Here is a 21,010-nt window from a genome sequence, read left to right as displayed (position 1 = left end):
GGTTTCTTTCCGTCCACATTGTCGAGGGTGTCTTGCAGTTCCTCGACGGAGATCTCGTCGAGATGATCCACTAGTAGCTGCAACACACTCTGAGTAAAAAATTCTACCGGATTCTATAGCTCCCGGCCACCAGCGCCGTCGCAACTGTCACCAGGACCCCCGCCCCGAGCAGGAGGTAGTTCGCCACCGCGTTGTCCGCGCGGGTCAGCGACACCGTATAGTGGGCGTCCGAGAACGGCCGGAACGGCGTGATCCCCATCGGCGTCAGCGCGTCGGCCAGCAGGTGCGACCCGACCGCGAGCCCGCCGACGAGGAAGCCGAACGCGCCGAGGACCGCCGTCTGCCCCACCGAAGTCGCCTGGCTCACTGCGACGGCCGCGGCACCGACGACGAAGCCCACGAGGACGAGGAAGCAGACCGTGTGCGTGGGCCCGCGGTGTTCGACGAACGGGATCCGCTGGTCCACGTCCGGGAGCCCCGAGAGCCCGACGACGACCGCACCGCCGACCAGCGCCGCCGCTTCGAACCCGGCGGCCAGCAGGGCGCCGCCGACCGGCGCGTAGACCAGAAGCGCGGCCCCGTAGTGACCCGTCTTGTACATCGTCCGAAGCTGTGTTCGTCACGGTACTTACGCCCTCGGGACGCTCGCGCCGTTCGCCGCCCGAGCACTGAAGGCCGTGCCGGGCGCTCGATCCGGTATGAGCGACCCAGCGATGACGCGGTTCCCGGTCCCGGACGTGGACGAACTGCCCGACGACCTCCAGGAGCGCATCGCCGCGGAGGCGGACGACGCCGGCTTCGTCCCGAACGTCTTCCGCGCGCTGGCCTACCGGCCGTCGCACTTCCGCGCGTTCTTCCAGTACTACGACGCGCTGGTCGAGCACACCGAACTCGACCGCGCCGAGGTCGAGATGATAATCGTCGCCGTCAGCGGCGCGAACGACTGCCTGTACTGCAACGTCGCCCACGGCGCGCTCGCCCGCATCTACGCCGACGACCCCCAGATCGCCGAGCAGTTGATGAGCAACCACCGCACCGCGAACGTCTCCGAGGCCCACCGCGCGATGCTCGATTTCGCCGTCGAGCTCACCGAGAACGCGGCCGAGATCGACGAGGACGACTTCGAGGAACTGCGCGAGCACGGTTTCTCCCGGCGAGCGATCTGGGACATCGGCAGCGTCGCGGCCTTCTTCAACCTCTCGAACCGGATGGCCCACCTCGCGGATATGCGGCCTAACGACGAGTTTTACGAGCTGGGACGTGCATAAACTAAATACAAATAGCTCCGTATGATTTTCAGAAGTAATCGGATACTCTGGTTCAATTCCATATCGTCTCCACAGAGAAGTATGATACTGTAGCTGTAGGTTACGTAGCCTGAGCGAGAGTAAACTCCCGTATGTGTACGTACATTTTAATCTGAAGATATTTAAAATTCAGACTATATTTCTAACACATATTGTGAAGTACATAGTAGAGTACAGTGAACGATAATATCCACACCTACTATGAGGATATTAAACTGATCTACCAAGCAAATTCAGTATTTAAAAGCGGTTTGTTTGGGCTCTCAATAAGTGGAGTTTTAATCCATCGCCAATCAAGGGTGAACGAAATATCTGTCTGTCCTGCTCTTCTTCCTAAATCGTAAATAACTTAACCGGTCCAGTAGAAACCACCAGTAACACCCATGTTCAGCGTCCAATCTCTATCCGTAGGTGCGTTGGGACTCTTGGTCGGGATAGCACCACTTATTGCTCTTCCGACCAGTTACAGTTCGGTACCTACTGCAATAGCTGGTCTTGGAATTGCTAACCTTATTTATGTTAACTATCTCCGTGTACATCTACAGCGTGCGGGCGAAAACTGAAGGGTAGGAGGCGGAGATGGCTATCAACGAACTTCTGGTAGCTGGCGTTCTACTCTCTTCTATATTTTTGATACTAACCACGCCTGTAGTAGCAAAAGCGCTCTGGCAGTACTACAGTCTACTTGCTGTATATCACCCAACAGATGACTTGCTGAAGAAGTATAAGCCAGATGCTGACGTAGATTATAAAACAGAAAGCTGGCTTTATAAATTTGGACTGGTCTATGTGATAAATTTCATAACTGTGACGCCAACATTGATGCTCGTCACTCTCTATGGGACGATCGTCCTTGGCCAGCCTCTGACAGTAAAAGCAATATTTTCTGCTGGGATCGTCATTCTCGCCATCAACACTTCATTTCGCATCGGTGACAAAATAACTACTGACTGGGGCCGAGATAGGAATCCGGACACACGGAGTGAATTAATGACATTTGGGTTTTCTTTTTATACCTCCTTGTGGGTATTAACTGCAATAGGCGGCGTTACCACCGTGGTAAATGGGCGGGCTGGTCAAATGCTCACCGAGGCTACTGAACAGGAGTTAGGGAGTTTGGTAGATGCTTCAGTGTGGGGTTTGATTTTTGTCGGAGCGCTGATCTTGATACCCCTACTGACTGAATATTTAATCGCAAATCACCTTGGTATAAGCGAAGACGAAATAAATTTCGAACGGAAATAAATCAACGTTCTTGCGTAGAAGATAGTTGATATTATCTCAGTTGTCTAGCATGGACTTGTAACCCTTTGTTGGGCTCTCTGAAGCAGATCTTGACTTGGCTCCTTCACACGCGAATCGCGAGACAGCGCGCCATCACTAATATGCTATACAAGAGCGATTGAATCTCATCACGCTCAGGCAACTCTTCCACGCCCACGTTATCGGCTTCAAATACACGGTCACCGTGGAATCTCTCGAGTTGGTTGATCTGCGACGTCTGTGAGCAATACATTTCGTTCGGAAGTTCTACAAGGTGGTCTAGTGACGGCTAGCGACACGAATCGTCCGCGGCTCGCACCCGTGGAACCGCTCGTCGATCCGATCGAAAGGTCGGTCGATCGGTGCAACACCCTTAAGGTTTAGATGGGGCTAATTCAGGTGATGCTCAGCGCCAAGATGGAGGATTACCTGAAGGCGATCTACGAGCTCCAGCGGGAGGGCGAACAGCCGGTGGCGACCTCCCGGATCGCGGAGTTGCTGGACGTGACGGCGCCGACGGCGACCAGCATGATGGAGAAGCTGGAGGAGCGCGAGCTCGTGGAGCGCGAGAAGTACAAGGGCGTCCGGCTGACGCCCGAGGGGGAGACCGTGGCGCTGGAAGTGGTCCGTCACCACCGGCTGCTGGAGACCTACCTCACCGAGGAGCTGGGCTACGACTGGGCGGAGGTCCACGACGAGGCCGACCGGCTCGAACACCACATCAGCGAGGAGTTCGAGCGCCGGGTCGCCGAGCGACTCGACGACCCGACCGTCGACCCCCACGGCGACCCGATCCCGACCGACGCGCTGGACCCGGTCGACGAGACGGCCGGCGACACCCTCGACGAGTGCGCGGAGGGCGATACCGTCGTCGTCCGGCGCGTCCGAGACCGCGACCCGGAGGAACTGGCCTATCTCGACGACGCCGGCATCACGCCCGGCACCGAACTCGTCGTCGCGGAGGTCGCGCCCATCGGCATGGTGACCGTCCGGCTCGTCGAGGCCGACGAGACCGTCTCGCTCCCGGAGACCGTCGCGGGCACCATCTTCGTCGACGCGCCCGGGGAGACCGCCGAGAGCGCGAGCGGCGCGGCCTGAGTCGGGCGCCCCTGCGGCGACGGCGTCCCCTCCCCGTCGAACGGCCGAAACCAGTTTCCCCCGGGGACCACTCGTCTGCCGTATGCGCGACCTTGACGACACCGACCGGACGATCCTCGGACTCCTCCTCGACGACGCCCGCCGCTCGTGGCGCGACATCGCCGACGCCGTCGACCTGTCGCCGCCGGCGGTCGCCGACCGGGTGGAGCGCCTCGAGGAGATCGGCGTCATCCGGGGGTTCACCGTCGACGTGGACCGCTCGAAGCTCCGCGAGGGCGCGCCCGTGCTCGTGAACGTGAACGTGACACCGCGGGCGGCCTCGGCGGTCGCGGACGCGCTCGAAGACGCCGACGCGGTCGAGCACGTCTTCACGACCGCCGAGGAGCGCGTCGTCTTCACCGCGACCGTCCCGGAGGGGGACGTGCTCTCCGTGCTCGAATCGGCGGTCGCCATGGAGGACGTGCGCGACTACGAGGTGTCGCTGCTCGCCGACCGATCGTGGAGCCCCTCGGTCGCCGAGGCAGAGCTGGCGCTGACCTGCGACGAGTGCGGCAACACCGTGACCGCCGAGGGGGAGACCCGCGAGATCGACGGCGAGACATACCACTTCTGCTGTGAGTCCTGCGAGGCCTCCTTCGTCGAGATGTACGAGGAGTTGCGGGAGGGCGCCGAGGGCTGATACGGATTATTGCAAGCGTGTACCGGGTCGACCGCACGCAGTCGTGCGGTCGATCCCGGTATGTCTCGCAATAATCCGTATGAATCCGGAGCGCCCGGCCCGCGAACTCAGTCGCTCGCCAGTCGGACGACGTGTTCGGCTCCGGTCGCGACAGTCTCCACGCGACCGAACGCGGCGAGCGAGTCTTCGAGGTCGAGCGCCCGGTGGTGGACGACCCAGCAGCGACCCCCGGGAGCGAGCACGTCGGCGGCCCCGCGGAGGAGATCCGCGAGCACGCCGCTCCCCGCGTGGGTCGGCGGATTGCAGAGGATCGCGTCGAACGACTCCTGTGCGACACCGGCCGTGCAGTCCGCGGTGACGACGCGACCGTCGACGCCGTTGGCGGCCAGTGTCCGCTCGGCGGCGGCTGTCGCGAGCGCGTCGTCGTCGGTCGCCCACACGTCGCAGTCGGCCGACAGGCCGGCGTAGACCGCGAGCGGGCCGTACCCGCAACAGAGGTCAAGCACCGCGTCGCCGTCCTCGATAGTCACTGTCTCTGCGAGCAGGCGCGTTCCGTCGTCGAGGGCACCGGCGGCGAACAGTCCCGGCGCGGTCACCAGTTCGAGGTCGATGCCGTCGACCGTCGCGTCGATCCGGTCGAAGGGCGGGTCGGGACGACCGCCGTCGGCCGCCGGCGACTCGGTGGCGCGCAGGAGCGACCAGCCGTCGCGCTCGGCGACCGTCTCGACGGTCGTCGCGGCGTCGGCCAGCGCGCCCTCGTACCGGCCGAGCCCGGTCTCGGGCTTCGCTGCGAGATAGAGGGTCCCGCCGCTCACCATCGAATCGAGCGCGGATCGGATACGCCGGGTCCCGACCTCGATAGGGGTGTACGCTCTGGGAACGAAGACGGCGGTGTCGACCGGCTCGTCGGTCGGTCCGTCGATCGAGGCGAGGCCGGTCGCGAGTTCGACGGCCGCGTCGGCGCCGTTTTCGGCCGCGTTGCGCTCGCAGAGCGCGGCCGCGCGGGCGCTCGCGGTCGTCGTCCGGACGCTCGTCGCTCGCTCGGCGAGGACGACGCCGACGACGCCGTAGCGGGCGCCGACCGTTCGCAGGTGGCCGAGGTCGCGGTCCCACAGGTGTTCGAGCGCGAGCAGTTCGCCGGGACAGAACGCGTCGGCCGCCGCGACACCGTCGGCGGTGTGGAACTCGAACCGGTCCGGGCCGGCGTCCGTTCTCGACCCGAGGGCGAGCGGCTCCCGGCCGGCGGTCATCTGCGACCTCCCCGGGAGGCGCCGCGGTCGCGAGTGTGCGAGCGGAACGGTACCGGGCGGTGTGCAGTCGAACGGCAGGCGGTCGAACGGCAGACGGCCGGGCGGTGGACGGTCGGGCGATGGGTGGCCGGACGGTTATCGAGGCTGTGCGGTCGCGGGCGTGTGTGGCGTAGCATTCGGATGGTCGGCAGGGCTGGCGGTCGTCGACCGACTCAGAGCCGCGCCTCGGGAGTATCGCTACAGACGCCGTCGAGGAGACGGGCGCCGCTGTCCGCGAAGCGCGGCGCCGGGTGCCGAAAGCGCGGCCGAGCGGGGGGTGACGCGTCCGACAGCGACTCGGACGCGCGTCCGCACGGCGCACAGCCGGCGAGCCGGTCGAGGCCCGCCCCGCCCGCGCGGCCGCCGCTGCCGTCGGCGGCCTACGCGAGTCGGAGGGCACGGCCCGACCTCGGGCCCTTGTCCATCCTGCCGGACGGTATTCGGCCGCCCTATAAATTCGTTTCCGTGCCGAGGAACCCGTTCACGCGTGGGACCGCGACCCGGCCCGGGACAACACGTATGCGCGCTCCGACCGACCGGCGCGTATGGAACTCGTCGAAGCGACCCGCGACGACGCGGAATCCCTCGCCGAGTACTGGTACGATCTCGCCTCGGCGATGGAGCAGTACGACGAACTCAACGAGATCGCCTACGACGGCCCCGAGCCCGCCGAGGCGGGATTCGAGGGGCTACTGGCGGACGAGGGCACGACGGTCTATCTGCTCGCCGTCGACGGCGACCGCGTCGGTTACCTCGTCCTCCGCTCGGGTGAACACCCGTCGCGAGTCCACTCGGGGTACGTCGAGGTCGTCGACCTGTACGTCGCGCCCGAGTACAGGGACAGCGGCCACGGGAGCGCCGCGCTCGACGCCGTCGAGCGGATCGCCCGCGAGCGGGGCGTCGATTACGTGGAGGTCTCCTGCGAGTGGGGCAACGACGGCGCCCGCCGGTTCTACCGGGACAACGGTTTCGAACCCAAACAGGTGACCTACGCTCGACGGGTCGACTGACGTTCGAACTGCTAATTTAGCGACCACTTTGGTTTAGTTCGGAAATTCGAGTGCAGATTCACTTTCGAAACACAGGGACAAACCGCATGAACGGGTAGCCCCTATCTAGAGACAAGATGAGTGAGCGCACGACCAGACTGGAACTCCACGGGATGAGCTGTGCGAACTGCTCGCAAACCATCGAGGAGCGGGTGGGCTCGCTGGCGGGCGTATCCGAAGTCGACGCCAACTACGCGACCGACGAGGGGTCGGTCACGTACGACCCCGGGGAGACGAGCCTGCGGGAGATCTACGACGCTATCGACGAATCGGGCTACGAGGCGGCGAGCGAGACGGTCTCCGTGGGCATCACGGACATGACCTGTGCGAACTGCGCGGAGACCAACGAGTCGGCGCTGCTGGACACGCCCGGCGTCGTCGACGCGGACGTGAACTACGCCACCGACGAGGGGACGGTCACCTACAACCCCGCCGAGGCGTCGCTCGACGATATCTACGACGCCATCGAGTCGGCCGGCTACACGCCCGTTCGGGAGGACGACGAAGGGGAGGGCGAAGGCGAGGCCGGAGACGCCGCCGAGTCGTCCCGGGACCGCCAGCAGGCCGCGCGCGACGAGGAGATCCGCCGCCAGCGGAACCTGACGGTCTTCGGCGCGGTGCTGTCGCTGCCGCTGCTCGTGATGCTGGTCGATCACGTGTTCGGGCTCGGCGTCCTGCCGGACCGGGTCGCGGGCGTCTCGGTCGGCTGGGGCGCGTTCGCGCTCGCGACGCCCGTCCAGTACGCGCTGGGCAAGGAGTTCTACGAGAACTCCTACAAGGCGGTCGTGAAGAACCGGACGGCGAACATGGACGTGCTGATCGCCCTGGGGTCGTCGACCGCGTACCTCTACTCGGTGGCCCGACTGCTTGGGTTCCCCGGCGAGGGGCTGTACTTCGACACCGCGGCCCTGATCCTGGTGTTCATCACGCTGGGCAACTACCTCGAAGCCCGTTCGAAGGGCCAGGCCTCCGAGGCGATCCGCTCGCTGCTGGAGATGGAGGCCGACACGGCGACGCTGGTCCGCGACGACGGGACCGAGGAGGAGGTTCCGCTCTCGGAGGTCGAGGTCGGTGACCGCCTCAAAGTGCGTCCGGGCGAGAAGATTCCGACCGACGCGGAGGTAATCGAGGGCGACAGCGCGGTCGACGAGTCGATGGTCACCGGCGAGTCGGTGCCCGTCTCGAAGGAGCCCGGCGACGAGGTGATCGGGTCGACCGTCAACCAAAATGGCGTGCTCGTCGTCGAGGCCACGAAGGTCGGCGAGGAGACGGCCATCCAGCAGATCGTCTCCCGCGTCAAGGACGCCCAGAGCCGCCAGCCGGAGATCCAGAACGTCGCCGACCGCATCAGCTCCTACTTCGTCCCGGCGGTCATCCTCAACGCCCTGTTCTGGGGCGGCGTCTGGTACGCCTTCCCCGAGGCGATGGCCGGATTCGTCGACTCGCTGCCGGTGTGGGGGCTCGCCGCGGGCGGGCCCGCGGCCGTGGGCGTCTTCGAGTTCTCGGTGGTCGTCTTCGCGTCGGCGGTGCTGATCGCCTGTCCCTGCGCGCTCGGGCTGGCGACGCCCGCCGCGACGATGGTCGGGACCGCCATCGGCGCGCGCAACGGCGTCCTCTTCGAGGGCGGCGACATCCTCGAACGCGTCCGCGACGTGGACACCGTCGTCTTCGACAAGACCGGGACGCTCACCGAAGGCGAGATGGAGCTGACGGATGTGGTCGCGTTGCCCGCCGCCGACGGCGGAACCGTCGAGGGCGACGCGGCCACCGACGGCGGGGCGGTCGTCGAACCCGAGGTCACCGAGGAGTTCGTCCTCGAAGTCGCCGCGAGCGCGGAGTCGGGGAGCGAACATCCGCTCGCGGAAGCCATCGTGGCGGGCGCCCGCGAGCGCGGTATCGACGTGGCGGACCCGGACGACTTCGAGAACGTCCCCGGCCACGGCGTGAAGGCGACCACGAGCCACGGCCGCGTCCTCGTGGGCAACCGGAAGCTCATGCGCGACGCGGGCGTCGACGTGTCCCCGGCCGAGGACGCCATGGACCGGCTCGAACGCGAGGGCAAGACCGCGATGCTGGTCGCACTCGCCGACGGTGAGGGCGCCGGCGGCGAGGGGACCGACGCTGCCGCCGAGGACTACCGCCTGCTCGGCGTCGTCGCCGACGCCGACACGGTCAAGGAGACGGCCGAAGCGGCCGTCTCGGAGCTCCGCGAGCGCGGCACGGACGTGTGGCTGATCACCGGCGACAACGAGCGGACCGCCGAGGCGGTCGCCGAGCGGGTGGGGATCGACCCGGACAGCGTGATGGCCGGCGTCCTCCCGGAGGACAAGGCCGACGCCGTCGACGACATCCAGTCGGACGGCCGCCGCGCGATGATGGTCGGAGACGGCGTCAACGACGCGCCGGCGCTGGCGACGGCGTTCGTCGGCTGTGCCATCGGTAGCGGGACCGACGTGGCCATCGAGGCCGCCGACGTGACGCTGATGCGCTCGGACCCGCTGGACGTGGTGAAGGCCGTCCGCGTCTCGGAGGGGACCCTCTCGAAGATCAAGCAGAACCTCTTCTGGGCGCTGGGCTACAACACGGCGATGATCCCGCTGGCTTCGCTGGGCCTGCTGCAACCCGTCCTCGCCGCGGCGGCGATGGCCGTCTCCAGCGTCTCCGTGCTGACCAACAGCCTGCTGTTCCGCCGCTACGAGCCCGACGAGGACTACCGCCTCCTCGGCTTCCTCCGCTGAGCCGCGGTCCGACGACCGCAACTGGCGGCCGAATGTATTCGGCCCTCGAACGTCCGTACCCGGCGAATACGGGAATCTGAGCCGGTCTATCACGGTCTAAATTGCGAACCCTCTTTTTCGTGGGTTCCCAAGCGTCGGGTTGTGACATGACCGACGCAATCCGACGTCGACGGCTGCTCGGTGGTATCGGAGCGATGGCGACCGCGGGACTCCTCGCGGGGTGCTCGACGGAGACATCCGGCGGGGATGGCGGCGACGGCGACGGCGGCGACGGCGACGGCGGAGACGGTGGCGACACACCCTCCTGGCCCTCGTATCTCGACGACGCGCAGGGCGACACCAGCCAGGACGCACGGGGTCAGAGCGAGGCCACGGTCGCGGTCGGCCCGGACGGCAGCCTCGCGTTCGATCCGGTGTACCTGCGCGTCGACTCGGGGACGACGATCAACTTCGAGTTCGAGTCCCCGACGCACAACGTCAAGCCCGAGAGCCAGCCCGAGGGCGGCTCCCTCGACGGGACGGAGGGCGGCGAGATGGAGACGGTCCCCGAGGGCGAGACGTACTCGGTCACACTGGAGACGACCGGCATCTACACCTACTACTGCGGACCGCACGAGACGACCGGGATGAAGGGCGGCATCTCGGTCGAGTAGAGCGGCGCTCGGGGCGGCTACGTTTCGGTCGGCGTCACTCGCCGCGCAGTTCCGCCATGTGGTCGATGCGCTGCTGGACCAGGTCCGGTTTGCCGATGTCGTGACGGATGCGGACGCCGTCGCCGGCCGCCTCCAGCGCGTCCTCGGCGATCTCCTCGGCGACGGAGATCGTGTCGGCGATCCCCACGACCGCGAACGACCGCGAGGTCGTCGTGTAGATGCCGTCGTCGCGCTCGTCGACCGAAGCGTAGAACAGCTGGACCTCCGGTGAGGACCCGCCGTCGGCGACCGCATTCGACTCGCCGCCGTCGCCGCGGTAGCGCTCGTTGACCCGCTCGATGGTGTCCTCGTCGACGGTGACGCGGGCGCCGCTGTCGGGGTCGGTCGGGTAGCCCTCGGGGACGGCGTACTTGCAGACGGTCGCCCGGGGGGCGAACGAGAGCTTGGGGAGCGACTCGCCGTCGCGTGCCGCCGTCAGCACGTCCAGGAAGTCGGTGTTGAGGACGGGAAGTGTGTTCATCGCCTCGGGGTCGCCGAAGCGGGCGTTGAACTCGACGACCTTGATGCCGTCGGCGGTGAGCATGAACTGCCCGTAGAGGACGCCCTTGTACCCCTCCAGCGCGTCGACGGTCGCCTCCAGCACCTCGACGGCCTCCATGTAATCGTCCTCGTCCATGAACGGGAGTTCCAGCGTCGCGTCGGAGTAGCTGCCCATCCCGCCGGTGTTGGGGCCCTCGTCGCCCTCGTAGGCGCGCTTGTGGTCCTGGACGGCCGGCGTGACGCGCACGTCGCCGTTGGCGACGAACGCCTGGACGGTGAACTCCTCGCCGACGAGTCGCTCCTCGAGGACGATCCGCTCGTAGTCGGACTCCCGGATGTACTCCTTGGCCTCCTCCTTGGAGATCTGGTCGCCCGTCACGCGGACGCCCTTGCCGCCGGTGAGGCCGGCGGGCTTGACCGCCAGGTCGCCGTCGAACTCGTCGACGAACTCGCAGGCGGCGTCCATGTCCTCGAACGTCTCGAAGACCGGACAGCCGGGGATGTCGTGGCGCTCCATGAACCGGCGCTGGAACGCCTTGTCCGTCTCGATGCGGGCCTCGGCCTCCTGCGGGCCGAACGCGTAGACGCCGGCGTCGTCCAGCGCGTCCGCGACGCCGGCGGCGAGTGGGCCCTCCGGGCCGACGACCGCGAGCGTGGCGTCGACCTCGCGTGCGTAGGCGGTCACGGCCGAGGGGTTCGTGGTCTCCAGCGACTCGAAGCCGTCGGCCACCCGCGCGATGCCGGGGTTGCGGTTGCCCGCGCAGGCGTACAGGTCCGCGTCCGAGTCGGCGAGCGCGCGGGCGATCGCGTGTTCCCGGCCGCCGCCGCCCACCAGCAGGACTGTCTCCGTCATATCCGATATCCGACGCGGTGGGAGCCTAAAGGTTGCCTTTCGGGCGACACGATCCGCGCGGGCGGGTGAGTGGCGACGGGAGGAACGCGGCCGTCATCGCGGCGGACCACCACTGGTGGGCTCGCAAATAAGTGGGTTGCGCCCGATACCCGACCAGCCATGGAGGTCGTCAACCCCGCGACCGGCGAGCGCATCGAGACCTACGAGGAAGCCGACGGGGCGGCCGTCGAGCGGACGCTGGCGGACGCCGAGGCGGCCTTCGCGGAGTGGCGCGAGCGGCCGCTGGCCGACCGCGAGGAGCTGATCGATTCGGCCGCGGAGGTGCTCCGCGAGAACAAACGGGAGTACGCCGAGCTGATGACCCGGGAGATGGGCAAGCCGGTCTCCCAGGCCGAGTCCGAGGTCGAGAAGTGCGCGTGGGTCTGCGAGCACTACGCCGAGCACGCCCACGAGTACCTCTCCGAGGAGCACCACCCGAGTCCGCCCGGAACGGAGGTCAAGACCGTCTACGAGCCGCTGGGAGTGGTCCTGGCGGTGATGCCGTGGAACTTCCCGTTCTGGCAGGTGTTCCGCTTCCTCGCGCCGTATCTCACCGCCGGGAACGTCGGCGTGCTGAAACACGCCTCGAACGTCCCCGGATGCGCCGAGGCCATCGAGGAAATCCTGCTGGAAGCCGGCTACCCCGAGGGCGTCTTCCAGTCGCTGCTCGTGTCCTCCGACCGGGTCGAGGACATCGTCGCCGACGACCGCGTCCGAGCGGCGACGCTGACGGGGAGCGGCCCGGCGGGTCGCGCCGTCGCGTCGGCGGCCGGCGACAACCTGAAGAAGACGGTGCTGGAACTCGGCGGGAGCGACCCGTTCGTCGTCCTCGACGACGCGGACCTCGCCGACGCCGCCGAGACCGGCGCGTGGGCCCGCAACCTCAACGGCGGCCAGTCCTGTATCGCCGCCAAGCGCTTCGTCGTTCACACCGCCGTCTACGACGACTTTCTCGACCGGTTCGTCGACGAGGTCGAATCGCTCGCCGTCGGCGATCCGATGGACGAAGACACCGAGGTCGGCCCGCAGGCCCGCCAGGACCTCATGGCGGAACTCCACGAACAGGTCGAGGCCAGCGTCGAGGCGGGCGCCGAAGTCGTCACCGGCGGCGAGCCGCTGGACCGCGAGGGCGCTTACTACCCGCCGACGGCCCTGACGGACGTGCCCGAGGGGTGTCCCGCCGACAGCGAAGAACTGTTCGGCCCGGTCGCGGCCGTCTACGAAGTCGACGACGAGGCGGCAGCGGTCGAGCGGGCCAACGACACCGAGTTCGGGCTGGGCGCGAGCGTCTGGACGGAGGACCGCGAGCGCGGCGAGCGCGTCGCCCGCCGGATCGACGCCGGCTGCACCTACGTCAACCAGCTCACGAAGTCCGACCCCAGGGTTCCCTTCGGCGGCGTCAAACAGTCGGGCTACGGCCGGGAGCTCTCCGAGGCGGGGATGAAAGAGTTCCTCAACCGCAAGACCGTCTGGATCGAGTAGTCGCGGCGGCGCCCCGGACCCGACAGGGGTTTCGGTGCGGTCGCGGCCGGGTCGTCCCGACCGTCCGCGTTCCCGGTTCCTTTTCGGCGTCCCCGGCGTACGGGCGTCCATGACCGACGCGGACCCCACCGCCCGCAACCGCCTCGACGAGGAGGAGAGCCCCTACCTCCGCCAGCACGCCGACAACCCCGTCAACTGGCAGCCCTGGGACGAGGCGGCCCTGGCGGCCGCCGAGGAACAGGACAAACCCATCTTCCTCTCCATCGGCTACGCCGCCTGCCACTGGTGTCACGTCATGGAGGAGGAGAGCTTCGAGGACGAGGCGATCGCCGAGCTGCTCAACGAGCAGTTCGTCCCGATCAAGGTCGACCGCGAGGAGCGGCCGGACATCGACTCCGTGTACATGAGCATCTGCCAGCAGGTCAGCGGTCGCGGCGGCTGGCCGCTCAACGCCTGGCTCACGCCCGACGGCGACCCCTTCTACGTCGGCACCTACTTCCCGCCGGAACCGAAGCGCGGCGCGCCGGGGTTCCGGCAACTGCTCGAAGACATCTCCGAGTCGTGGGCCGACCCCGAACAGCGCGAGGAGATGGAGTCCCGCGCCCGCCAGTGGACCGAGGCCATCGAGGACGACCTGGAGTCGACGCCCGACCAGCCCGGCGAGGCGCCCGACGAGGGCGTGCTCGACACGGTCGCGAGTGCCGCGCTCCGGGGCGCGGACCGCGAGTTCGGCGGCTGGGGAAAGGGGCAGAAGTTCCCCCAGCCCGGCCGCCTGCGCGCGCTGATGCGCGCCCACGCGGCCGACGGCCGGGACGCCTACCGCGAGGTGGTCGAAGAGACGCTCGACGCGATGGCCGACGGCGGGCTCTACGACCACGTCGGCGGCGGCTTCCACCGCTACACCACCGACCGCGAGTGGGTCGTCCCCCACTTCGAGAAGATGCTGTACGACAACGCCGAACTCGCGCGGGTCTTCCTGACCGGCTACCAGTTCACCGGGCGCGAGCGCTACCGCGAGACCGCCCGCGAAACGCTGGAGTTCGTGGAGCGTGAACTCACCCACCCCGACGGCGGCTTCTACAGCACGCTCGACGCCGAGAGCGCGGACGGAAGCGGCGAGCGCGAGGAGGGCGCCTTCTACGTCTGGACGCCCGACGGGATCGACGACGCGATCGCCGAGTACGGCCCCGAACACGGGATCCCCGGCGAGCAGGCCGACCTCGCGGCCGACATCTTCCGCGAGCGCTACGGCGTGACCCCGACCGGGAACTTCGAGAACGGGCAGACCGTCCTCACCCGGAGCGAGTCCGTCGAGTCGCTCGCGGACGACTACGGGCTCTCGACCGACGACGCCGAACAACTGCTCGACGCCGGGAAGGCGGCCGTCTTCGAGGCCCGCGCGGAGCGGCCGCGGCCGCCCCGCGACGAGAAGGTGCTGGCGGGCTGGAACGGGCTGATGATTTCGGCGTTCGCGGAGGCGGCGCTGGTCGACGACGAGGCGTGGGCCGAGACAGCGACCGACGCCCTCGATTTCGCCCGCGAGAACCTGTGGGACGCCGACTCGGGGCGGCTCTCCCGGCGATTCAAGGACGGCGACGTGGCCATCCAGGGATATCTGGAGGACTACGCCTTCCTCGCGCGGGGCGCGTTCGACACCTATCAGGTGACCGGCGAGGTCGACCACCTCGCGTTCGCGCTGGACCTCGCGCGGACCGTCGAGGCGGAGTTCTGGGACGACGAGGCGGAGACGCTGTATTTCACCCCGCAGAGCGGCGAGTCGCTGGTCGCCCGCCCGCAGGAGCTGGCCGACCAGTCGACGCCCTCCAGCGCGGGCGTGGCCGCCGAGTTACTGCTCGCGCTGGACGCGTTCGTCGACCACGACCGCTTCGAGTCGGTCGCCGGCGGCGTGCTCGCAACCCACGGCAACCGCGTGGAGTCGAACCCCCAGCAGCACCCGTCGCTCGCGCTCGCCGCCGACACCTACCGCCGGGGCGCCCACGAGCTCACGCTCGCCGCCGAGTCGATGCCGGTGTCGTGGCGCGAGACGCTGGCCGACACCTACGTCCCGCGGCGGGTGCTCGCGCCGCGACCGGCGACCGACGACGCGCTCGACGGGTGGCTCGACGCGCTCGGCCTCGCGGAGGCACCGCCGGTCTGGGCGAGCCGCGAGGCGCGCGACGGCGAACCGACGGTGTACGCGTGCCGGTCGCGGGCGTGTTCGCCGCCGACGCACGACCTGAATGAGGCGCTGGCGTGGTTCGAGGAGTGACGGGAAAGAGCGAGGACTGACGGGGGAAGGGAGTACAGGCGGAGCGCCGGTGTGACCGTCTCAGACGGTGGTCAGGTGGTCGAGTTCGCGAGCGAGGTAGACGGCGATTGGGACGGGTTCCTCCTCGACGAAGCGGGCGACCTCCTCGCCGTCGCGCTCCACGACGACCGTCGGGATGTACTCGATGTCGTACTCCTCGACCTTCGGGCCCACCTTCGTGCCGTCGTCCTCCTTCTCGACGGCGTACTCCTCGATTCGGTGGTCGGGGACGCCCGCGGCGTCGAGCGCCGCGCCGAAGTCGGGCAACTGCGAGCGGCAGTCGATACACCAGTCGCCGCCCCAGACTTTGTAGGTGAGTTCGTCGCCCAGCGCCGCGAGCACGTCTACCGTCTCGGCGTAGGCCTCCTCGGTCCACACCGGGTTCGGATCCATGGTCTCCAGTGACATACCACTCTCTTGCGCACGGGGCGGCTTAACGACAACGCTCCGTTCACGCGCGCTGCGCTCGTCTCAGCGCCGCCACTCGCCGGTCACTCCGCCGACTCGGTCGCCCGCTCGCGGACCACGTCGTCGAGGATCCGCCGGTGACAGCGCTTGTCGTCGCCCTCGAAACAGACGAGCGCGACCGACTCCCCGTCGGCGACCCGTTCGGCCAGCCCCGTGAGCGCCTCGGCGGCCGCCCCGCTCGCGAGGTGCTCGCGGTACCGCGCCTCGAAGTCGACCTCGCCCCAGGCGGCGTTGTGCGCCTCCTCGTCGCACAGCCCCTGGCGCCGGAAGTCCTCCTGGCGCTCCTTCGCCTCCGAGAGCAACGACTCCGGGGGCCCGAGTTCGGGTCGGTTCTCGTCGACGAGCGCCGAGAACCACCCCGTCGGTCGGCGGACGACGCCGACGAGCGCGGCGTCGTCGGGCAGGTCCGCGATGTCGTGCTGGAGCGCGGCCGCGTAGGTCTCGGTGACGGTCCCGGACACGGGTCTCGCTACGGGCGAACGGGCGGAAAAAGTTGCGTCCGCTGGGTCGATGACGGGGCCGCGGGCGGTCGACCGCAAACGGGCGCGTCGCTTAGCTGTTGTCGCCGGTGAACTGGCCGCTCTCGTCGCGCTCCTGCTCCTGCGCTGAGTGCTTGCCGCCGCGGCGGCGGGCTTCCTGGGTCAGCCCCTGGGTGTTGCCCTGGCCGCCGCTCCGGTCGTCGCTCCCGCTATTCTGCTGGCGCTGGCGGCTCTGTTGCTGCTGGCCCTGCTGTCGGCCCTGCTGCTGCTGGCCCTGGTGATGCTGCCGTCCCTGTTGCTGGCCCTGATGGCCGGTGAACTGGCCTTGCTGGTCACGCTGCTGGGAGTGCGCGGAGTGCTGGCCGCCGATCGAGCGGCCCTGCTGCCCGCCGAATTGCTGACCGCGTTGCTGCTGGCCGCCCTGCTGCTGGTGCTGCTGGCGACTCTGTTGCTGGTGGCCTTGCTGCTGGCCGCCCTGCTGCTGGTGGCCGCCCTGCTGGCGACTCTGTTGGTGGCCGCCCTGCTGGCGACCCTGTTGCTGGCCGCCCTGCTGCTGGTACTGCTGACGGCCCTGTTGCCGGTGGCCGCCCTGCGACGGCGACATGAACTGTCCGGACTGGTCACGGGGCAACTGCTGGGCGATCTGACTGTGTTCCTGCCGGAACTGCTGGGAGTGGCGCTGGTCCTGGGCGCCCTGGTCCGCGCCGCGGCCCTGCTGGCCGGGGAAGCCGGTCTGCTGACCGGCCGGCTGCTGGCTGGCGGGGATCTGACCCTGCTGCTGTCCTCGCTGACCCTGCTGCTGGTGGCTCTGCTGGGGCTGCTGCTGACCGTGCTGACGCTGCTGGGGTTGCTGGTACTGCTGTCCTCGCTGGCCCTGCTGCTGGTGGCTCTGCTGCTGGTGGCCCTGTTGCTGGCCCTGATGGCCGGTGAACTGGCCTTGCTGGTCACGCTGCTGGGAGTGGGCCGAGTGCTGCCCGCCGATCGAGCGGCCCTGCTGCTGGTTGTGCTGGCTCTGCTGTCGTCGGTTGTTAGGGTTGTTGTAAGACATGATAGATCCGGATACCGCGGTGCTGTCACCGTTCGACGGTCGTTCGTCGAACGGCTCACCTGCCCATTGACCCGGCACTCGAATGGCTGTTCGGCCTGCATAGGTAACCCGGAAAATCACACGATTCACCCCGCCAGGGGACCCGATCTGGACCCGTCACCGACGACCGCACTCCCTGCCGCTGTCACGGGCCATTTAAGCGCTCGTGTCGTACTCGGCCCCAGTGAGAGAGAGCATCCTGGACACCATCGGGTCGCCGCTGGTCGCGGTCGACGCCCCCGATGGCGCGACGGTCGCGGCGAAGATCGAATCGTTCAACCCCGGCGGGTCGGCCAAGGACCGGCCCGCGAAGGGGATGGTCGAGACCGCCGAGCGCGAGGGGACGCTCGCGGAGGGCGACGCCATCGTCGAGCCGACGAGCGGCAACACCGGCATCGGGCTGGCCATGGTGGGCGCGGCGAAGGGATACGACGTGACGCTCGTCATGCCCGCCTCGAAGTCCCCCGAGCGCCGGGAGATCATGCGCGCCTACGGCGCCGAGATCGAACTCGTCGACGGCGACATCTCCGACGCCAAAGAGCGCGCCGACGAACTGGAACGCGAGGCGGGCCACGTCCAGCTCCGCCAGTTCGACAACCCCGCCAACCCCGAGGCCCACTACCGGACGACGGGCCCCGAGATCGTCGAACAGCTCGACGGCCGCGAGCCCGACGCGTTCGTCGCCGGCGTCGGTACCGGCGGGACGATCTCCGGGATCGGCCGCCGCCTGCGCGAGGAGTTCCCCGACGTCGAGATCGTCGCCGTCGAACCGGCGAGCAACGCCGTCCTCTCGACCGGCGAGGCCGGCGAGGACGACTTCCAGGGGATGGGACCCGGCTTCGTCAGCGACAACCTCGACCGCGACCTGCTCGACGACGTGGAGACGGTCGAACTGGACGCGGCCGAGGCGGAGTGTCGCCGTCTCGCCCGCGAGGAGGGCATCTTCGTCGGCCAGTCCTCCGGCGGGACGAACCTCGTCGCCAAGCGCGTGGCAGAGCGCCTCCTCGACGAGGGCGTCGCGGACCCCCTCGTGGTCACCGTCTACTGGGACAGCGGCGAGCGGTACATGTCGACCGGGATGTTCGACTGACTCAGTTCTCCTCCGTCTCCTCGGGGTCGGGCCGGGCGTCCTCGAACGCCCGCAGGTCGCCGCTGACCCGTCTGGTCGCCTGCCCGTGCATGAACCGTCCGAGCAGGGCGGCCAGCCCCGCGACGAGCAGGGCGACCGCGGTGACGGTCGGGACCGGGACCGAGAGGTCGCCCGCGGCGAGCCCGTTCCCGCCGAAGCGCAGGCCGACCGGGATCAGCGCGGCCCCGGCGGCGATCAGGTAGCAACTCCGGGCGAACGCCTCGGCCGGGACGCGGGCGCGGGCGAGGTACGCGGCCGGCGCGAGCCAGCACCCGAGGAAGACCAGCGCGACGTTCCAGACCGAGAGCGTGTGGACCGTGTTCGCGAGAAAGAGCCCCAGCGGCGCGAGCGGGAGCGCGACCGCCAGGCCCGCGACGACCATGACCCGCCCCGACGCGCGACGCTCGCCGCCCTCGACGGATAGGAGTTCAGCCGGGTCCCCGTCGAAGCGGTCGTCCAGATCCGAGAGGGCGACCGCCTCGCCGTCCTCGCCGATGGGCGTCGCGCACCGGGGGCAGAAGCGCGCGTCGGCCGGTAGCGGGTCGCCACACTCCGGGCAGGGGAACTCCCCGGCGTCGTCGGCGGGGGGGACATCCTCCGGGTCGTGCCCTGTAGCGGCGTCCTCGACGCCGTCGCCCGCGCCGTCGGAGTCCCCTGAGTCGGTCATGGCGCCGGCTACGCGCTCGGCCGTCAAGAATCCCGTTCACCGTGGGCCGGCCCCGTCGGGGTCGCACTCGCCGGGGAGCGGACGAGAAACGACTTTACCGGCGGGGAGCCACCCACCGGGCATGCGACTGGAGGACTACTGGGGTATCGGGCCGAAGACCCGGGACCTGCTGGCCGACGAACTGGGCGTCGAGCGGGCGGTCGAGGCCATCGAGACGGCCGACACCCGCGCGCTGGTCGCGGCCGGGCTCTCGCAGGGGCGGGCGACGCGCATCCTCCGGCGGGCGCAGGGCGGCGAGGCGATGGACGTGCTCGCCACGCGGGACACCCGCGAGGTGTACAAGGAGATCCTCGACCTCGCCGGCGAGTACGCGCTGACCGAGGACGCCGCCAGCCGGATCCGCATCCTCACGCCGCTGGGCTCCCGCGAGGAGATGGCCGAGCGCATCGACCGGGTGCTCGAAGCCCGCGCGGCCTGGACCGCGCTCGACGACGAGACCCGCCAGGCCGTCGAGGACGCCTTCGCGGAGGGCGACGAGGGCGGCGAACTCGCCGCGGTCCGGACCGCGCTCGCCCTCTCGGAGGCGGGCGTCTCCGAGGGCGTCTTCGAACCGATCGCCGAACTGGACGACGAGACGCTGGACGACGCGGCGGCCGCGCTCGCCGGGCTGGCCGGTGGCGACGACCGGATCGGCGAGGGGGCAGACGACCGGCTGGACTCGCTGCGGGGGACGCTCGCGAGCGTCGAGGACATGGCGGCCACTCCCCAGGGCGTCGCCGAGGAGGTCCAGTCCGGGGCGCGCGGCGCCGACGACTTCCGGGAGACGCTGGTGCGCCACGTGACGAGCGAGACAGACGTGGACGTGGCGCGCGTCCGCGAGGCGATGCCCGGTGAGGCCACCGACGCCGGCGACTTCGTGGCCGAGACGCTGCGGGCGCTCGCGGGCGACCTGCGGACCGCCGTCGAACAGCGCGAGGCCGAGGTGGCCGACCGGCTGGAGGGGACGCTCGAATCGGCCCGCGAGGAGATCGACGCCGCCGTCACAGCCGTCGACGACGTGGCGCTGTACGTCTCGCTCGCCCGGTTCGCCGACGAGTTCGACTTACAGCGGCCGACCTTCGTCGATCGCGAGACGGTCGCCGTCGAGAACGCTCAGAATCTCTCGCTGGTCGCGGGCGGGGCCTCGGTCCAGCCGGTCACATACGCGGTCGGCGACCACGACCTCGACGTGGCGGCGGCGTCGGCCCCGCCGCGGGACCACCGGGTCGCGGTCCTCACCGGCGCGAACTCCGGCGGGAAGACCACCCTGCTTGAGACGCTCTGTCAGGTGCAACTGCTCGCCCAGATGGGCCTGCCGGTCCCCGCCGACAGCGCGGAGGTCGGGATCGTCGACACGGTCGTCTTCCACCGGCGCCACGCGAGCTTCAACGCGGGCGTGCTGGAGTCGACGCTCCGCTCGGTCGTCCCGCCGCTGACCGACGAGGGCCGGACGCTGATGCTCGTCGACGAGTTCGAGGCCATCACCGAACCCGGCAGCGCTGCGGACCTGCTCCACGGGCTGGTCCGCCTGAGCGTCGACCGCGGCGCGCTGGGCGTGTTCGTCACCCACCTCGCCGACGACCTGGAACCGCTGCCGCCCGAGGCGCGCGTCGACGGCATCTTCGCCGAGGGGCTGACCCCGGACCTGGACTTGGAGGTCGACTACCAGCCCCGCTTCGAGACGGTGGGGCGGTCGACCCCGGAGTTCATCGTCTCGCGGCTGGTCGCCAACGCCGGCGACCGGGGCGAGCGGGCGGGCTTCGAGACGCTCGCCGAGGCGGTCGGCGAGGAGGCCGTCCAGCGGACCCTCTCGGACGCCCGCTGGTCGACCTGAGGCGTCGCG

18 protein-coding genes are annotated in these 21,010 nt (G+C 68.7%); 11 read left to right on the top strand and 7 right to left on the bottom strand.

Features of this window, described 5'->3' with window-relative positions; translation table 11 throughout:
* Positions 1–103: 103 nt before the first annotated feature.
* Positions 104–601: a metal-dependent hydrolase gene (locus ACMGFI_RS16355; RefSeq protein ID WP_436910916.1), complete on the bottom strand. Its 498-nt coding sequence runs from the start codon at positions 599–601 to the stop codon at positions 104–106.
* 97 nt (positions 602–698) lie between these two features.
* Here ACMGFI_RS16355 and ACMGFI_RS16350 point away from each other — a divergent pair, with 97 nt between their 5' ends.
* The 4 genes from ACMGFI_RS16350 to ACMGFI_RS16335 all read left to right on the top strand — a co-directional run bounded on the left by ACMGFI_RS16350 (position 699) and on the right by ACMGFI_RS16335 (position 4,347).
* Positions 699–1,268 carry a peroxidase-related enzyme gene (locus ACMGFI_RS16350; protein WP_436910915.1) on the top strand — a complete coding sequence of 190 codons (570 nt, stop codon included), beginning with the start codon at positions 699–701 and terminating at the stop codon, positions 1,266–1,268.
* 618 nt (positions 1,269–1,886) lie between these two features.
* Complete coding sequence (locus tag ACMGFI_RS16345; RefSeq protein WP_436910913.1) at positions 1,887–2,552, top strand: hypothetical protein; 666 nt, start codon at positions 1,887–1,889, stop codon at positions 2,550–2,552.
* A 420-nt stretch (positions 2,553–2,972) separates the two neighbouring features.
* Positions 2,973–3,668: a metal-dependent transcriptional regulator gene (locus ACMGFI_RS16340; RefSeq protein ID WP_436910912.1), complete on the top strand. Its 696-nt coding sequence runs from the start codon at positions 2,973–2,975 to the stop codon at positions 3,666–3,668.
* An 82-nt stretch (positions 3,669–3,750) separates the two neighbouring features.
* Complete coding sequence (locus ACMGFI_RS16335; protein WP_436910911.1) at positions 3,751–4,347, top strand: winged helix-turn-helix transcriptional regulator; 597 nt, start codon at positions 3,751–3,753, stop codon at positions 4,345–4,347.
* Positions 4,348–4,454: 107 nt separating this feature from the next.
* Here ACMGFI_RS16335 and ACMGFI_RS16330 read toward each other — a convergent pair whose 3' ends face one another.
* The gene (locus ACMGFI_RS16330) at positions 4,455–5,597 is read right to left on the bottom strand and encodes a methyltransferase (RefSeq protein ID WP_436910910.1); all 1,143 of its coding nucleotides are present in this window, start codon (positions 5,595–5,597) and stop codon (positions 4,455–4,457) included.
* Positions 5,598–6,181: 584 nt separating this feature from the next.
* Between ACMGFI_RS16330 and ACMGFI_RS16325 the strand changes: the two genes are divergently transcribed.
* The 3 genes from ACMGFI_RS16325 to ACMGFI_RS16315 all read left to right on the top strand — a co-directional run bounded on the left by ACMGFI_RS16325 (position 6,182) and on the right by ACMGFI_RS16315 (position 10,076).
* Entirely contained in the window at positions 6,182–6,646 is a 465-nt protein-coding gene (locus ACMGFI_RS16325) for a GNAT family N-acetyltransferase (RefSeq protein WP_436910909.1), read from the top strand.
* 116 nt (positions 6,647–6,762) lie between these two features.
* Positions 6,763–9,423, top strand: coding sequence for a heavy metal translocating P-type ATPase (locus ACMGFI_RS16320; protein WP_436910908.1), 2,661 nt, complete (start codon positions 6,763–6,765; stop codon positions 9,421–9,423).
* Positions 9,424–9,569: 146 nt separating this feature from the next.
* Positions 9,570–10,076 carry a plastocyanin/azurin family copper-binding protein gene (locus tag ACMGFI_RS16315; protein ID WP_436910907.1) on the top strand — a complete coding sequence of 169 codons (507 nt, stop codon included), beginning with the start codon at positions 9,570–9,572 and terminating at the stop codon, positions 10,074–10,076.
* A 34-nt stretch (positions 10,077–10,110) separates the two neighbouring features.
* On the opposite strand, the gene purD is transcribed toward ACMGFI_RS16315, so the two are convergent.
* Positions 10,111–11,469 carry a phosphoribosylamine--glycine ligase gene (gene purD / locus ACMGFI_RS16310; protein ID WP_436910906.1) on the bottom strand — a complete coding sequence of 453 codons (1,359 nt, stop codon included), beginning with the start codon at positions 11,467–11,469 and terminating at the stop codon, positions 10,111–10,113.
* Between the two features lie 69 nt (positions 11,470–11,538).
* Between purD and ACMGFI_RS16305 the strand changes: the two genes are divergently transcribed.
* Positions 11,539–12,990: an NAD-dependent succinate-semialdehyde dehydrogenase gene (locus ACMGFI_RS16305; RefSeq protein WP_436910905.1), complete on the top strand. Its 1,452-nt coding sequence runs from the start codon at positions 11,539–11,541 to the stop codon at positions 12,988–12,990.
* Between the two features lie 109 nt (positions 12,991–13,099).
* Complete coding sequence (locus tag ACMGFI_RS16300) at positions 13,100–15,259, top strand: thioredoxin domain-containing protein (RefSeq protein ID WP_436910904.1); 2,160 nt, start codon at positions 13,100–13,102, stop codon at positions 15,257–15,259.
* A 60-nt stretch (positions 15,260–15,319) separates the two neighbouring features.
* Here ACMGFI_RS16300 and ACMGFI_RS16295 read toward each other — a convergent pair whose 3' ends face one another.
* The 3 genes from ACMGFI_RS16295 to ACMGFI_RS16285 form a co-directional block, all read right to left on the bottom strand.
* A complete protein-coding gene (locus ACMGFI_RS16295) occupies positions 15,320–15,706 on the bottom strand; it encodes a thioredoxin family protein (RefSeq protein ID WP_436910903.1) in 387 nt (128 codons plus the stop codon).
* A gap of 83 nt (positions 15,707–15,789) precedes the next feature.
* The gene (locus tag ACMGFI_RS16290; protein WP_436910902.1) at positions 15,790–16,227 is read right to left on the bottom strand and encodes a DUF488 family protein, N3 subclade; all 438 of its coding nucleotides are present in this window, start codon (positions 16,225–16,227) and stop codon (positions 15,790–15,792) included.
* Between the two features lie 91 nt (positions 16,228–16,318).
* The gene (locus ACMGFI_RS16285) at positions 16,319–17,293 is read right to left on the bottom strand and encodes a hypothetical protein (protein WP_436910901.1); all 975 of its coding nucleotides are present in this window, start codon (positions 17,291–17,293) and stop codon (positions 16,319–16,321) included.
* A 223-nt stretch (positions 17,294–17,516) separates the two neighbouring features.
* Between ACMGFI_RS16285 and ACMGFI_RS16280 the strand changes: the two genes are divergently transcribed.
* Positions 17,517–18,422, top strand: a complete 906-nt coding sequence (locus ACMGFI_RS16280) for a PLP-dependent cysteine synthase family protein (RefSeq protein WP_436910900.1) — start codon at positions 17,517–17,519, stop codon at positions 18,420–18,422.
* 1 nt (position 18,423) lies between these two features.
* Here the strand turns inward: ACMGFI_RS16280 and ACMGFI_RS16275 are convergent, their stop codons facing one another.
* Positions 18,424–19,128: a zinc ribbon domain-containing protein gene (locus ACMGFI_RS16275; RefSeq protein ID WP_436910899.1), complete on the bottom strand. Its 705-nt coding sequence runs from the start codon at positions 19,126–19,128 to the stop codon at positions 18,424–18,426.
* Between the two features lie 121 nt (positions 19,129–19,249).
* On the opposite strand from ACMGFI_RS16275, the gene ACMGFI_RS16270 reads away from it, so the two are divergent.
* Complete coding sequence (locus tag ACMGFI_RS16270) at positions 19,250–21,001, top strand: MutS-related protein (RefSeq protein ID WP_436910898.1); 1,752 nt, start codon at positions 19,250–19,252, stop codon at positions 20,999–21,001.
* Positions 21,002–21,010 lie beyond the last annotated feature (9 nt).

Source organism: Halosimplex marinum (assembly GCF_051414075.1).
GTDB classification, from domain to species: domain Archaea; phylum Halobacteriota; class Halobacteria; order Halobacteriales; family Haloarculaceae; genus Halosimplex; species Halosimplex marinum.
Note: the sequence above shows the minus strand (reverse complement) of the source record. Positions and strands in the feature narration are given on the sequence as shown.